The organism is Streptomyces sp. NPDC048734 (assembly GCF_043198675.1).
Taxonomy (GTDB): Bacteria; Actinomycetota; Actinomycetes; order Streptomycetales; family Streptomycetaceae; genus Streptomyces.
On sequence record NZ_JBICUZ010000004.1, the window covers coordinates 362,520 to 377,022 of the forward strand.

Below are 14,503 nucleotides of genomic sequence, written 5' to 3' on the forward strand. Positions count from 1 at the left end.
CAGGACCACAGCGCACGCCGCACCTCCCCCCTACCTCAGGACAGTCCCATTTCAGATCAGCCCCAGTTCCGCGCCCTCTCCCTCGGCGCGGGAGTCCAATCCAGCACCCTCCTTGCCCTGTCAGCAGAAGGTGTCCTCCCCAAGGTCGACTACGCGATATTCGCCGACACCGGATGGGAGCCCCGAGCGGTTTATGCCCACCTTGACCGACTGGAAAGGGAGGTAGCCGCCCCTGCGGGCATACCGGTACTTCGCGTGTCGGCCGGAAATATCCGCAGCGATGCTCTTAACCCCGATCACCGGTTCGCCTCCATGCCGCTGCATATCCTGAATCAGGACGGGCGACCTGGGATGACGCGGCGGCAGTGTACCGGCGAATATAAGGTGCGGCCGATCAAGCAGAAAGTGCGCGAACTTCTCGGCCGCCCCTACCCGAACCGCATACCAAAGGGCGTTTTCGTCGAGCAGTGGGTCGGCATATCCACGGACGAATTCCATCGCGCGAAGGACGCGGACGTCAAGTACATGCGCAACCGGCACCCGCTACTGGACATGTCGTGGAGCAGGTCCGACTGCGTGCGCTACCTGACGTCATTCGGGCTCGCCGATACGCCGAAGTCGAGCTGCCTGGGATGCCCGTTCCACGGAAATGCGCAGTGGCGGCATATTCGAGATACCTCCCCGTCCGAGTGGGCGGACGTTGTCGAATTCGACGCGGCCATCCGGCAGGGCAATGCTCGCGCCAATGCGTCGGGCAGCCGATTGCTCGGCGAAGCATTCCTGCACCGCTCGCGCGTGCCGCTGAGCCAGGCGCCGATCGACCACGTCACCGCCGCCGAGCGGGCTGCCCTGCAGCTCAGCGCGGAGGAGGCCGAGGTCCTGGAGAGCGGTGTCGAGGACGGCTGCTCGCCCTGGGCGTGCCGCGGTGATACCGAGGCGCTGACGCAGGACGGCTTCGGGCTGGCTACATGATCCTCGACCTCTTCGCGGGGCCGGGCGGCTGGAGCAGGGCCCTGCAGGTCCTCGGCGTGCGCGACGTCGGGCTGGAATGGGACCAGTGGGCGTGCAAGACCCGATCGGCGGCTGGGCAGTTGACTATCCGGTGCGATGTGGCGAGGTATCCGGTCTGGCCGTTCGTCGGCCGTACCCGCGGTGTGATCGCCTCGCCGCCGTGCCAGGCGTGGAGCATGGCCGGCAAGCGCCTCGGCCTGCTCGACCAGCCGCTGGTGCACGAGGCGGTCGCCGACCTGGCCGTCGGCCGCGACACCCGCGAACGTCTCCTGGCCGCCTGCCGCGACGAGCGCTCCCTGCTCGCCGCCGAGCCCATGCGCTACCTCTACGCCCTGAACGCGGCGGGCGAGCCGGACTGGGTCGCCATGGAGGAAGTCCCGGACGTCCTGCCTCTGTGGAAGCAGTACGCCGCCGTCCTGCGCGGGTGGGGGTTCTCCGTCTGGTACGGGATCCTCAACGCCGCCGACTTCGGGATCCCCCAGACCAGGAAGCGGGCGATCCTCCTCGCCTCCCGCGTTCGGCCTGCACAGCCGCCCACGCCCACGCACGCCCAACTCGCCGAACCTGAGTCGCTGTTCGGCCCGGGCCGTACCCGCTGGGTCAGCATGGCCGAAGCCCTGGGATGGGGCGCGACCGACCGCCCCGTCCCCACCGTCTGCGCAGGCGGCGGGCCCGGCGGCGGGCCTGAGCCGTTCCCGTCGGGCTCCCGCAAGACGCTCTCCGACGCCCGCGAGCGCGGCACCTGGATGCCCCGGCCGGACGGGGCGGTCCTGCAGTCCCGGCGCGAAGGCGCGGGGTGGGCGGCCCGGCACGGCACCCGCGAGAACCGCGGCGCCGACGCTCCGGCACCGACCTTCACTGCCGAAGCCCACCGCTGGTCCTGGTCCCTGCGCAGCAACAACCAGGCCAACGCCACCGTCCGGCCCCTGTCCGAGCCGGCCGGCACCCTGTTCTTCGGAAACCGCGCGAACGAGTGCACCTGGGTCGCCGAGCCCGCCTCGCCGCCGACCGAGGAGGCCGCCACCCCGGCTGTCCCCGAGCCGATCCGGATCACCGCCCGCGAGGCCGGCCTCCTGCAGACCTTCCCGGCCGACTACCCCTGGGCCGGCAACAAGGGCCAGCAGTTCTCCCAGATCGGCAACGCCGTGCCCCCGCTGCTCGCCGGCCACCTCCTCGCCCCGCACCTCGGCCTCCCCCTCAATCCCGACGACTTCACCCTCGCCGCCTGATGCCCCGCACCCCCGAACCCGACGAAGACGACCTCGACACCCTCGTGTCCCCTCGACCGGTGTTCCACGTCGAGCAGGCCCTCCTAGGTGCTCTCCTCCTCGACCCGCACCGCCAGGACGACGTCAGCGGCATCGCCGCCAACTCCTTCTCCACCGCCGCCCACGCCGCCCTGTACGGCGCGATCACCGCCCTGCCGCGACCCGACCCCGCCGAGCACGCGAAGAACACCCAGTGGCTCGACCGCGTACTCACCAAGGCCCAAGAGCAGGCACGCGGGCTGACCGCCTCCTACCTGCACACCCTCGTCCAGGTCTGCCCCTGGCCCCGCCACGCCCCCGCCTACGCCCGGATGGTCGAGGCCGAACACGCCCGCCGCCGCCTGCACACGGCCGCCGAACGCCTCATCCACACCGTCCACGACGCCTCCCTTCCCCACCCCGTCCAGACGGTGCTCACCGAGGCCGACGCACTCGCCGCGGTCGCGGACGACATCGCCACCCGCTTCCCGCCCCGCGCAGGCGTCCTGCCCCGCACGCCGGCACCGCCGCCACCCGCCGCACCGCACCCGGCAGAGGCCGCCGAGGAGGAGCAGCTCCTCCTCGCCACCGCCACGGCCTACCCCGCCGGCATCGACACCGTCCGGTGGCTGCTCCCCGACGACCTCACCGTGGCACTGCACACCGGTCTGTGGCAGTGCCTGATGGCCCTGGCCCGCCGCGGCGATCCCGTCGACCCCGTCACCGTCCTGTGGGAGGCCCAACAGCGCGGCCTGCTGAACGACGGAAGCGCACCGGACGAGGTCCTGCGCATGCTCGCCGAACCGGCCGGGTCCGCCGAGCACTGGGGCGAACGAGCCCTGCAGCGCTCCCTCCTGGCCACAGCCGAGCACACCGGCCGGCGCATCCAGGCGTACGCGGACGACCCGGCGAACACCCCGTTCCAGCTCGTCGTCGGCGCCCGCCGCGCCCTCGCCGACGTCGCCACCGTCCGCACCCGGTGGCAGCACGCCACCGCAGCCACCCCACCGCAACGCCAGCGGCCCATACCCACCACCCGCGCCGGACCGCCGACCACCAGGGCCGCGCCCACCGCCCGATCTTCACGAGCAACCCGGTAGCCCCCGACGACACCGGTGGCCAGGTACGAAGGCCCGGCCACCGGCAGGACAGATGAGACCCCCACGTGACTCCCCCTATCGACGCCCACGTCCGCCTCGACACCCACCCCACCCACCCCAGCGCCGTACAGGCCGTCGTGACCGGCACCCAGGCCAGTATCGCCGTCATGGCGCTGGAGGCGGGCGGCTGGAGCGTCGCCGCCACAGACGTCCTGGTCCTGGCCCGCATCGACCACTAGGAGCCCTACTGGGCCAACGACGCCGCCACGCACCTCGTCGCCGAAGGCATCACCGTCGACATCACCTCGCAACTCCGAGAGGCCATCGACGAGGAATGGACCTGGCCGAACTACCCGATGCCGTGGTGCACCCGCAGCGAGATCCGCGAGGTCTCCCAGCAAGCGCAGAAGATCCACGACGACATCCACCACGGCCAGCTCCTCATCCACGCCCACGCCCACGACGGCCACACCACCGTCGCGGTTGGCACCTACCTCCACCGGGGCGGGAAGTCCGTCTACCTTCACGGCGAGGACCATCTGCGCCAGATCGCCGACACCTTCGACTCACCCGCCCAGGCCCTGCTCGCCTTCGAGAAAGTCCACGCAGCCGAGATGCGCCCCGGACCAGCACCCCTGACCGACACCGAACGCGAGGCCATCGCAGCGCGCTCCGTCTTCAACGTCACCACCGCCAAGTCCGCGCCCGCCCCCGCGAAGCCGGAGACCGTCCCGATCTACCTGGCAGACGCCGACGACCACGACGCGCTCCTCGACGCCCACCGCGAGTTCGAGAAGTGGCGCACCTGGTCGGATGACACCACCCACGCCATCCACGAGTCGCAGACCCTGCGCATCGAGCGCGTACACGAAACCTCCGCCCACGAGACCGCCTGGACTGTGGCCGCCTACGAGACGCCTGTCTCCGAGCGCATGTGGGCCCTCACCGCGACCGGCGCCACCCCCGCCCCGCTGCTGCAGGATCTGCTGACCCATCTCGCCGACGGCGCGGGCTGGGACACCGCCCTCGGCGCCCCGGTGAACGAGAAGATGGTCACCGCGGCCACCCAGCCACTCTCCAGCGCCGGCTGGAAGCACACCGTGGACGGGCGATGGATCCGCTGGACATCCTCCGACGGGGACGCCGGCATCCAGTTCGACGCCTTCGCCGCGCAGCACCCCAGTCAGAACCAGGCCACCTGGACCCTCCGGGCCGGAACCCAGCCTGACCAGGGCAGACCCACCTGGTCGATCACCGTATCCCCGCAGACCCCGAGTTCGCTGCTCGCGAGCCTCGCCGAATCCCTCGCCAACGAGACCGGCACCCGCCAGGTCCAGCAGGGCCGCGCGCCCGCGACCAGCCTCGCCTTCGGCCCGCCAGCCCCGGCGGTCAGCGCCGACCCCTCCGCCAGCCGCTCACGCTGACCAGCAACCACGGGAGCGGGGCAACATAGCGCGGGATCGCCGGTTGGCCAAACCGGCGATCCCGCGGACCATAGATAGTCCACCGCCACCCCCTGTCCGCACGTCGAAAGAAGCCCTCACGACCCCAGACACGATTCGAAGCGCGACCCGCCCGGCGACGCGCAGCCCTGTCCGCTCACGCCGCGGCGTAGCTCGCCCGGAACAGATCCCGGGCCCGCTCCACGTCCTTCAGCGAACGGAGCTGGACCTCCAGGTCGCCGGTCCCGTGATGACCGACACCAGATACGTCCCTGGTGAAGTCCGGCACGAGGTCGACGTCCTTCGGGTTGACCTTCAGGTAGACCAACAACTTGCTGCGCTGCGGCGGGCACATGCAGGCGAAGTTCCGCAGGCGCTGGTACGCGCGGTACTGCTTACGCTCCACGCGGTTCACGCCGTCCCCGAGCCCAAGCAGGACCTCGTCGACCGCACCCGCCAGCTCCACCATCGCCACGCCCTGCACTCCGGCCGCCGCCTGGGCAACCAACCCCCGCCGTGCCCGGTGGACCACCTGCATGCCACCGCTCACGGAAGCCACGGTCTCAAGGCCGAGCAGATCGCTGCCGAAGAACCGGTAGCGGACCAGGTCGATCGAGCGCCGATGCTCACGCACCGCGTGCACGTCGTAGCGGGTGAAGTCGCCGGCGACGCAGATCAAACGCGGGCCGCTCCACAGGACCTGGGATGCGGCCGTCACCCCGAGCCGGTCGCGGACCAGGTGCTCGAACTCGGCACGGTGGTCCATCAGCCACGCCAGATAGAACAGGCCCTGGTTGATCACGCCGGCATCCGTGCCGCGCTTGTACTCGACGATGACCGGCGAGCCGTTCTCGTCCAGCCCGAGCGAGTCGATCCGACCCCCGTGCACCGGTCCGGTGCTGTACTCGCTCGCCAGGAACCGGACGCCCAGCAGCGTCTCCATGTGCCTCTCGACGAGGCCCTGCACGTCGGCCTCGATCTCAGCAAGACGCGGCATGACCTCCGTCATGCCGCTGTTCGTCATGTCCGTGCGGAACAGCTTCAGGCCCGACACCTTCCCCTCCTCGGCTCGGAGATCACCAACGCCGAGAAGGTGCGGGATTGTTTCCGCGAGAGGTTCCAGGAGCGTGAAGATAATGTGAGACCCTACGTACGGCCCGATCAGGGAGCGCTCGCGTCCCCCGGTCACCGGGAATCCGCGATTCCCCCATGCGTCCCCCACGCCCAGGAAGACAGCGCCCGGAAGCTGCGTTTACGCAGGTCAGCCCCCGTAGCTCAGTGGATAGAGCACGTGCCTTCTGAGCACCTACCCTGTCTCACGTAGCCCCGGCGAATGACTACTGCGCTCGCTCCGCAGCAAACCATCACCGAGAAATCTCCTTCACCTCTTGCCGCTTGACTGGCCTCCTTGAGTCGAATGTTCCATTCAACATGCCGCAGGCACCGAACCGCTGGCGACTGATTCGTTCGAGCCAGCGACGGCGACGGGCGACACAGCTGCAGCGCTATGGGATGGGAGTTCGACGCAGATTTCCCAAGCTTGCAGCCAGTGGCAGGGTAGCCGAAAATAATCGCTTACGCGTGCGACCTCGGAGCATTGTCAGTGCCGTGCCCTAGCGTGAATTGCCGGTCAAGCGGATGATGTTGGGGGGCTCTCTGTGTTCTTTGGCGAGTCATCCGCGGCGTACGAGAGCATCACGTCGCGGATGAAGGCGCTGGCCGTAGTTCGGCCACTATTAGCGCTCGACGAGAGTCCGGCGAAGCGGGAGCGGGGCTGGGAGGGGTACCGGCTGGCCGAACTCGCCTTGGCAGCCATCGACTTCGTAACGCTGCGGATAGGGGCGCGGACGGCAGTTCGGCAGGAAGCCGTCGTGGAACAGGTGGCTGAGTCTGCGGCGCTCCAGGTTCCCGGGCGGGCGGGTACCGAGTATCGGGAAGTCGCGCGCTGGCTGGTGGAGCGGATGATCAACACCGAGAGACACGACCGGTGCTTTCGGCACGAGATCGGCAGCGTGACAAGCGACGGCTTCGTCGTCAGAGACTTCCCGTTCCAGATTCTCAAAGACGTGCCGGACGAAGCCGGGCAGGCTGCGCTGACAGTTACTGATGCGGCCATCACGGTGCTCGTCCATGCGGTCGATGTGGACATCGCGTCCGAGCAGATCGCGGCGGAGGCCAAGCTGGCCGCGCTGCTCAAGCGCGCGCGGATCGGTGAGGCGTGGCAGGTCGCCCGCACCGCCCACTTACAGAGCATCCGCTACGCGAAGGAACTGCTGAACCGCATGGAGGAGATGAAACGCAACGTACGGGCCGTCGACTGGGAGGCGGATCTTGAAGGCCCGCTGAAGGAGGCGCAAGAACACGTTGAGGAGAGGTCTCGGGCGGAGACTCAGCTGAAGGCGCAGGTGGCGCAACTGCTCGAGGTCACGGAAGAGGAACACAAGCGGCAGCAGCTAGAAGCACTGCATGCGCTGATCGAGGATTGTCTGCAGCGGCACTTGATGCTCATCGACATGCTGCTCAGGGTGGTTCCTGAGTTCCGGCGCCAGCAGGACCGGCAGATCTTCGTACCTCCCGTGGTCCACACACGGGTGCATCTGCGCAGCCAGCTCCTGGAGCCGGCGCTTGAGCTCAGCATCGAGGACAGCGAGCGGCCCCTGGAGACGTTCGTGCGTGGGGTGCTAGGTCCGGTCCGCCCGAGGGTGATGTACCTGCCGGACTACTTCGAGACCCTCACGCGGATGCCGGAACAGGCCGAGATTGAGCTGGTCGCAGTGGGCGCATGGGACGACTGGGAAGACACGTCCGATCCACCGAGGTTCGACGACGCGCAGCATACATGGGTGGACAGGCTGCTTTCGGGTGTCCCCGGGGAGGGCGTGCGGCTGTCTCGGCTGCTCGAGCGTGCCCGCCAGTGGGGCGAGGGCAGAGGGCCTGGTGACGACACTGACCATCTGCTGGCCATGGAGACCGCGCATCGTTTTCGGCATATCCCCGTCGCCGAGCTGGCGCGCGGTGAGGAAGCCGTCGTTGTCGTGGATGACGGGACTGAGTTGGACGACCCGGTTTTCGGTGGCAGCGACTTCCTGCTGTTGCCGGCCGTGGGTGAACCGGTCTCCGACAGCGTTGATGCGGCCCCGGACACGCAACCACCCCATTCACCAGAATTTGTTCCCCGCACCACGAGCGACGATCTGGAGCCGAGTGCATGACGCAGTACGACGATGTTGCCGCAGCAGCCCGGATGGTGGCTCTGGCTATGACACGCGGCAAGTCCCCAGGGCGCTCTGGAGACTACGCCCGCCTCGTGCGGCGGTTCGACACGGAACCGGACTTCGCGCAGCTGGTGCGGAAGGTCGCGCAGGGCTTTGACCTCACGGTCCAGGAAGTACACCCGCAGGCGGGACTGATCCTGGCAACCACACGCGAGACCGACTTCGCCGTCTCGGTCACCGACCTCGTGCCGAATGCGGAGAACCGTCCGCTGTACCTACTCGCTCACCTGGCCATCGCGTCGCGAGCCTTCCCTCGTCCGGAGGACTTGGACGACGACGAGCACGTCGCCCGGGTATCGGTGCAGAAGGTCGACGAAGACGTTAGGGCCTATGCGACCGTCCTTGAGCGCCGTGCTGCAGCCGCCGACGAGGACACCGACCCGCCGGCCGGCAGCCCCGGGCTGGAGGGATTGTGGCGGGCCTACCTGCGTCGAAACCCCACCGGTCGTACGGACAAGGACAGGACCCCGCGCTCGGCGACGTACGCGCTGGTGAGGAGGGCGTTCACGCATCTCGAGCAGCGCGGATTCGTCCGCACGACCAGTGAGGAAGAGGGCGGCACCTACGCCACCAACGTCCTGTACAGACTGCACATCCGTGACCAGGCAGCCCGGGACATGCTCCAGGAACTGGCTGCCCTGGGCGTGGCGGTCTTGCCGCACCACGATGCGTCACTCCCATCCGAGGCTCCGGAACAGCCCGACGCTACGGACCACGGCATGCTCCCGGACTCCGCCCCAGCCACCTGACGCCATCGCGATGTAAGGACCCCTCTCCATGTACGAGTTGAACCGCATCCTGCTGCGCAACTTCGGCCCGCTCGATGCCCGCTACGAAAACGTGAACCTGGACTTCTCTGGCGTGGGCCCCCTGGTTGAGACTGCATCCCTGATGCCGGCGCCCGGACATGTCACGCAGCGGCCCTCGCCAGCCAGTCTGGTCATGCTCCAGAACGGCGGCGGCAAGGGTGTGCTCCTGACCGGCATCACCTGCACCACGATCCCGCTGCGCCACCATAACCCGGAGAAACTGCGGAGCTTCGTCGTCTCGCCAGCTCAACCCTCCCATATCGTCCTGGAGTGGGCTGATGCCCGCACTGGCAGGCTCTTGGTCACCGCGCAGATCCTCGCGCCCGAGGGCGATGGCAAGCTCAAGCGCCGCTTCTACAGCTTCCACCCGGGTGCCGCCCTGTCCGCGGACGATCTACCTTTCCACCGCGACGGTCACTGGCTGCCGTTCGACCACTACTACACCGAGCTGTGCGAACTGCAGGACACGGTCGAGGCGTTGGAACTACAGATCGTGGACGGGCAGGAGAAGTGGGAGAAACATCAGGCCGGTCTGGGTCTCGAACCTGGCCTCTTCGATGTCCAACGCAAGATGAACGCCACCGAGAGCGGGGCGGCCGAAGCGTTCACCACCTCCAGTGCGGCAGCGTTCGTCCAGTGGCTGCTGGAGAAGGCCAACGACGACGACAAGTACACCAGCCTCGGCAGTGCCTTCGAGACCTATGCCGGCGCCCACGACCAGCGCGAGAAACTGTTCAAGGAGCGGGAGTTCGCGCTGGCCATGGAAGAGACCTGCGCCCGTGTGGCCGACCGGCACCAGGAGCACACCGACCAGCAGCGCGAAGCTGGCGAGGCCAGGGCCGGCCTCGCCGCCCTTGCCGCAGGGCTGATGCGTCGGCATCAGATCCTCACCGCCGCGGCACAGGCCACCACAGACTCGGTCAATGCCACATACCGGACCCATGAAGCGGCCAAGCAGGCACTAGATATCGCCAAGGCACGTGTGGCGCATGCGCGTTGGGCTGCCTGCGGCATCGAGCTGGGCGAATCAACCGAGGAGCAAAAGCAAGTCGCCGCGACGACACAGCGGCTGGAAGACCGTCTTGCGGGCTGGCGCAGCGTCCCGGTCGCTGTGCGTCACGCGGCTGCCCAGGAGCACCACGGCCGCATGCAGCGGGCCCTCTCCGAAGCCGAGGAAACAGCCGCCCCTTATGTGCAGGCGTGTGATATCGCCGCGGCGGCGCTGCGGGCGGGCTACGCGGCGGCCGAAACGCAGGCACGCGTCGAGGCCGGCAACCTGGAGAGGGAGATCTCCGAGTTTCGCAGCAAGATCCAGCAGTGGCGCAAGCGAAGCAACTCGCTCCATAAGGATGCCGGTACGGCTGAGGGAGAGCAGCGCCAGTTGCGCCGTCAGGTGCAGGACTTCGAAGAGCAGCTGCGCACCGCACGGGACGAAGGACAGGTACAACCCGGCGAAAGCGCCGCGGACGCCGCCTCCCGGATGGACGGCGAAGCTGATCACCACGGCCAGCTCCGTGTAGAGGCCAAGAAGGCACAGGATGAGGCCCGCACCCGCCGGACACAGGCATATCAGCAGTTGCCTGCACTGCAGGAGCGGGCTCTCGATGACCGCCAGGCAGCAGAAGCGGCCGAAGCGGAGACCGACCGGCTACGCGTCCGCGCCGAGTCCGTGCGCCGCCACCCCGTGACTGCGGAACTGCTTGAGCTCGGCCTCGAAGACCTACAAGACGGCGATGCCCTGACCTGGCTCGCCGACCACTGCGCTGCCCTGCAGGGCTTGATCGAGCGGAAGATCACCGCTCTGGACGGTGCGCTCAGGCGGACACAGCTCCAGCACAGCGCGGATGAAGAACTCCTCGCCGCCCTGGACACCAGCGACGGCCTCCTGCCCGCCACCAAGGAGGTCCGCACCCTGTGTGCCGACCTCTGTTCCCAGGGCATCGACGCCGTCCCCGGCTGGCAGTGGCTGCGCGACAACGTCCCGCCGGACGATCACCAGCGCCTCATCAACGACCACCCGGACCTGGTCGGCGGCATCATCGTAGGCGGCGGCCTCGCAGCACTGGATCAGGCGCAGCGTCATCTGGAGCGCACCCGTCCCCTGCCCACTGCGGCCGTCGCGGTAGGAACCGGGGAACGGATGCTGACGCCGGTACCCGACACAAGCGGCCGGATGGTGCCCGAGCCGACCCCGGCCCTGCATGACGAACAGGCTGCGGCACTCGAACGAGCCGAGGTCGAAGCACGCCTGGCGGCCTCCGCGCAGGCACTGGATGAGCTCGGTGAACGCATCAGTGTCACCCGCGACCTGGGCAACAAGATCACGTACTGGCTGGACGAGATCGGCCCCGTGAGCGTAGAGGTCCGGCTCGAACAGCTCCAAGAGCTCCGGACGGCAGCGCAGGCATCCCAGGCCAGCCTTGAGGTCGCGCGCGCCAGCGCCGCACAGCACGACGATGCCGTCACCGCTGCCGAGGAGGTCTACACACAACAGGAAACGGCTCACCGCGAGGCCGCCGAGGCCGCGCAGGCGATGCGCCGCCTTGCGGAAGCCGAGGCGAAAGCCAGCCAGGCACGCGACCGGATCACCGCGCTCGAGGAAGAAGCTCAGCAGCGTCAGCGCGAACTCGAGGAGCTGGGCGAGAAAGAGGAGACCGCCCACGGCGACATCGCACGTATGACCCAGGCGGTGGAAGCCGCCGTCCAGCAGGCCCAGAGCCATGCCCAGGCGCGAAAGAAGGTCACCGCCACGCCCGAGGCCGAGCAGGCTCAGCACACCAAGGGAGCGCCCTGCGAAGCGCTCACCGTCCTCCAGCACCGCTACGAGCAGGCAGTCGAGGACCTGCGCAGTGTGGACATCGGAGAAGACCAGCGTCAGCGTGCCAAGGAAGCAGAAGACGCCCTGCGCACCTGCCAGGACGAATGGGCGCAGGTCCCTGACCGGGTCAAGCCCTTCGCCCAGGAATACAGCCGTTCTCCTGCCGCGGCGGATGACGTCCAGCGCGACGCCGTACAGCGCGATCTAGACCAACAGATCAACAGCCTCCAGGACCAGCTACGGCGCCTTCGAGACAAGGAGAGCCGTCTCAAGGAACGACACCGCACGCTCGCCACCGCAGCACAAGACATCAGCGCTCAAGACGTCGCCGAGTGGACCCCACACTCCCTCGAAGAGGCTTACGACCTGACCGCCCGTGCCGAACACGCCCAGGCGGAGGCCCAGCAGGCCGAACGCGGCGCCGGCGAGGAGTACAACGCGGCCCGCAGGCAGCAGAGCCAGCACACTCGCGAACTCGACGCCTTCGGTCACGTCCTAGCACGCTTGGATGCCACGATCGAACAGCTCGGCATTCAACCCGCGGCGGACCCCTACGAAGGCACCGCCGATGCGGCCGAACCCGCCGTACGGCAAGCCACCGCCCGCTACGAAGACGCCCGGCGCAAGCTCACCAGCACCGAGCGCTGCGTCGAAGACAGCGTGTCCTTGCTCAAGGACCAGGCCAGCGACGTCCGCTTCGAGCAACTCGACATCCCCTTGCGCAACCAGATCTCGGCTCTTGACCGGCGGCATATCCCCGCCGCCGCCCGAGAGTGGACTACGGCGTTGCACCGCGCTGCCGCAGCCCTGACTACCCAGCTCGAAGGCATGAGCAAGGCGCGTGAGGCCCTCGTGTCCCAGCTCAGCGGCTTCGTCACCGAACTCCTCCAGCAAGTGGACCAAGCAAGCCGGTTCTCCCTCTTCCCCGACGGTCCCACGCCCTGGGCAGGGCAGCGCTTCCTCACCATCCGCTACAGGAAGCCCGAGCCCTCCGTGCTCACCGCCCATATGCGCGAAACCATCGACAACCTCGCCGCCAACCCGCGCACCCGCAAACTCAAAGGCACCGAGGTGGTCATGCGCTGCCTGCACGCAGCCGTTCCCCGTTTCACCGCCGAGGTCATGAAACCCAACGCCACCCAACGAATCGAACGCGTGCCCGTCGAGAAGATGGGCAAGATCTTCTCCGGTGGCCAGGAACTGACTGGCGCCATCCTGCTCTACTGCGCCCTCGCCGCGCTGCGCACCTCCCCCGGCCCCCGCAGCCGCACCCGCCACGGCGGACTGCTCCTCCTGGACAATCCCATCGGCCGCGCCAACGCCCCTTACCTCGTCGACATCCAGAGCCAGATGGCGGCAGCCCTCGGCATCCAGCTCATCTACACCACCGGCCTGAGCGACGAAGCCGTCACGGCCCGATTCCCCGCCACCATCCAGCTGCGCAACGACGCCGAAGCCCGCACTGGCCTCTCCCGCATCCGCCTCGACGACCGCGTCCGCAACGCCCTCATCCCCACCCCTCGGACCGCCCCGGAGACCCACGGGCCCGAAGCAAACGGATACCTCAGCTCCGCACGCCTGTACACCAAGGGGGATACGAACCGATGACGACGCCCACCCCCGAGCAGCTTCCTCGCCTCTCATCAGGCGCCGCCCGCCTCAGCGCCGCACTGCACGCTCGCGCCGAGAAGGCCACCGTGCCGCGCGCCATGGTGATGGAAGCCTTCACCGCGGCCCTCCCCGGCACCGCCCGCAGTCAGGACTCTCGCACCGCACTGGCAACCCTGCTCGAAGAACTCTCCGACGCCGGCACCCTGCGACTCCCCCACGGTCAGAGACACAAATGGGACGCGGGCCGTCCCGCCCTGCCCGAACAGATCCGGCTGCCCGCAGTCGCCCCCCGCAAGCCCGCTCCTGTCGCCACACGGCGCTCCTACCGCCCTGAACTCGACTGGGTTCACACGGCGTACCTCACCTCCGCCCACCACGAAGACCTGGCCCTCATCAACCGATGGTTCCGCGACACCAGCAATCGTCCTGAACTTCGTGTACCGATCCCCCTGCGCGAACGCTCGTACGAGATCTTCCAGGACGAAAAGCGCCTTGATGGTCTCCTCTCCGGTGCGCTCTTCGCCCCAGGCCGCCTTACCCTGGAACAGCTCGGCACCTTTCGCGAACCACCGCCCCTCGCCTACCGACTGCTCGGCGACGGAGACACCCTCCTGGTCGCCGAGAACAGCGACACCTACGCCACACTCCGAGACCTACTCACCCCGAATCCCGGACGCACCAGAGCCGTGGCCTTCGGCTCCGGACGGGCCTTCGAAGCCTCTATCGAAACTGCCAAAGAGATCCATGGGATCCAGCGGATCCTCTACTACGGTGACCTCGACGCAGAAGGGCTCTCGATTCCCGCCCGTGCCTCCGTAACAGCCACCCAGTGCGGGCTCCCCTCGGTCGAACCCGCCTCCGTGCTGTACGGCCTCCTCCTGAGCCGGCCCTCCACGCCGGGCCAGATGGTCTCCGATGAGCGCGCCTACACGCTTACGGCTTGGTTGCCGCCCAGACTGCGACAGAGGACTCATGAGGTACTAGTGTCGGGCCGCCGTATTGCACAGGAAGCCACCAACCGTAACCAGCTGGCCGACGACGCCACGTGGTGGCCTTGAGTTCATCGGGAGACCGCGAGTATCTCCAGGCAGTCGTCCGCCGGCAGGCCTCCGGGGCACTGGTTACGCCTCGGCGGGCGGGGCGGCAGCAGCGGAAGGATGCATTCCCACAGGCCATCAGGCACAAGATTA

At 68.2% G+C, this 14,503-nt stretch carries 10 protein-coding genes; 9 read left to right on the top strand and 1 reads right to left on the bottom strand.

Going from position 1 to position 14,503, the window contains the following annotated elements:
- The first annotated feature begins 48 nt into the window (after positions 1 to 48).
- From ACGFQC_RS14155 to ACGFQC_RS14175, 5 genes are all read left to right on the top strand, one after another.
- Positions 49 to 972 (top strand): hypothetical protein, encoded by a 924-nt coding sequence (locus ACGFQC_RS14155; protein ID WP_363088056.1) that lies wholly within the window; start codon positions 49 to 51, stop codon positions 970 to 972.
- Positions 969 to 2,240, top strand: a complete 1,272-nt coding sequence (locus ACGFQC_RS14160) for a DNA cytosine methyltransferase (protein ID WP_363087786.1) — start codon at positions 969 to 971, stop codon at positions 2,238 to 2,240. The genes ACGFQC_RS14155 and ACGFQC_RS14160 overlap by 4 nt, the downstream gene beginning before the upstream one ends.
- A complete protein-coding gene (locus ACGFQC_RS14165) occupies positions 2,240 to 3,358 on the top strand; it encodes a DnaB-like helicase N-terminal domain-containing protein (protein ID WP_363087785.1) in 1,119 nt (372 codons plus the stop codon). The genes ACGFQC_RS14160 and ACGFQC_RS14165 overlap by 1 nt, the downstream gene beginning before the upstream one ends.
- 65 nt (positions 3,359 to 3,423) lie before the next feature.
- On the top strand, positions 3,424 to 3,597 hold the full coding sequence (locus ACGFQC_RS14170) for a hypothetical protein (RefSeq protein ID WP_363087784.1): 174 nt from the start codon (positions 3,424 to 3,426) through the stop codon (positions 3,595 to 3,597).
- Between the two features lie 117 nt (positions 3,598 to 3,714).
- A complete protein-coding gene (locus ACGFQC_RS14175) occupies positions 3,715 to 4,782 on the top strand; it encodes a DUF317 domain-containing protein (RefSeq protein ID WP_363087783.1) in 1,068 nt (355 codons plus the stop codon).
- 175 nt (positions 4,783 to 4,957) lie between these two features.
- Here ACGFQC_RS14175 and ACGFQC_RS14180 read toward each other — a convergent pair whose 3' ends face one another.
- A complete protein-coding gene (locus tag ACGFQC_RS14180) occupies positions 4,958 to 5,854 on the bottom strand; it encodes a DUF5655 domain-containing protein (RefSeq protein WP_363087782.1) in 897 nt (298 codons plus the stop codon).
- Positions 5,855 to 6,506: 652 nt separating this feature from the next.
- Here ACGFQC_RS14180 and ACGFQC_RS14185 point away from each other — a divergent pair.
- Genes ACGFQC_RS14185 through ACGFQC_RS14200 form a run of 4 tightly spaced genes read left to right on the top strand, consistent with a single transcriptional unit; the run spans position 6,507 to position 14,371 of the window.
- A complete protein-coding gene (locus ACGFQC_RS14185) occupies positions 6,507 to 8,012 on the top strand; it encodes a hypothetical protein (RefSeq protein WP_363087781.1) in 1,506 nt (501 codons plus the stop codon).
- Positions 8,009 to 8,824, top strand: a complete 816-nt coding sequence (locus ACGFQC_RS14190) for a hypothetical protein (protein WP_363087780.1) — start codon at positions 8,009 to 8,011, stop codon at positions 8,822 to 8,824. Before ACGFQC_RS14185 ends, ACGFQC_RS14190 begins: the two co-directional genes overlap by 4 nt.
- 28 nt (positions 8,825 to 8,852) lie before the next feature.
- Positions 8,853 to 13,310, top strand: a complete 4,458-nt coding sequence (locus tag ACGFQC_RS14195; protein ID WP_363087779.1) for a hypothetical protein — start codon at positions 8,853 to 8,855, stop codon at positions 13,308 to 13,310.
- Positions 13,307 to 14,371: a Wadjet anti-phage system protein JetD domain-containing protein gene (locus ACGFQC_RS14200; protein WP_363087778.1), complete on the top strand. Its 1,065-nt coding sequence runs from the start codon at positions 13,307 to 13,309 to the stop codon at positions 14,369 to 14,371. Before ACGFQC_RS14195 ends, ACGFQC_RS14200 begins: the two co-directional genes overlap by 4 nt.
- Positions 14,372 to 14,503: the final 132 nt, after the last annotated feature.

Excerpts from the sequence above, each read along its gene's own strand:
- ACGFQC_RS14195 (WP_363087779.1), top strand. The coding sequence starts at position 8,853 with ATGTACGAGTTGAACCGCATCCTGCTGCGCAACTTCGGCCCGCTCGAT.
- ACGFQC_RS14190 (WP_363087780.1), top strand. The coding sequence starts at position 8,009 with ATGACGCAGTACGACGATGTTGCCGCAGCAGCCCGGATGGTGGCTCTG.
- ACGFQC_RS14200 (WP_363087778.1), top strand. The coding sequence starts at position 13,307 with ATGACGACGCCCACCCCCGAGCAGCTTCCTCGCCTCTCATCAGGCGCC.
- ACGFQC_RS14175 (WP_363087783.1), top strand. The coding sequence starts at position 3,715 with ATGCCGTGGTGCACCCGCAGCGAGATCCGCGAGGTCTCCCAGCAAGCG.
- ACGFQC_RS14165 (WP_363087785.1), top strand. The coding sequence starts at position 2,240 with ATGCCCCGCACCCCCGAACCCGACGAAGACGACCTCGACACCCTCGTG.
- ACGFQC_RS14160 (WP_363087786.1), top strand. The coding sequence starts at position 969 with ATGATCCTCGACCTCTTCGCGGGGCCGGGCGGCTGGAGCAGGGCCCTG.
- ACGFQC_RS14185 (WP_363087781.1), top strand. The coding sequence starts at position 6,507 with ATGAAGGCGCTGGCCGTAGTTCGGCCACTATTAGCGCTCGACGAGAGT.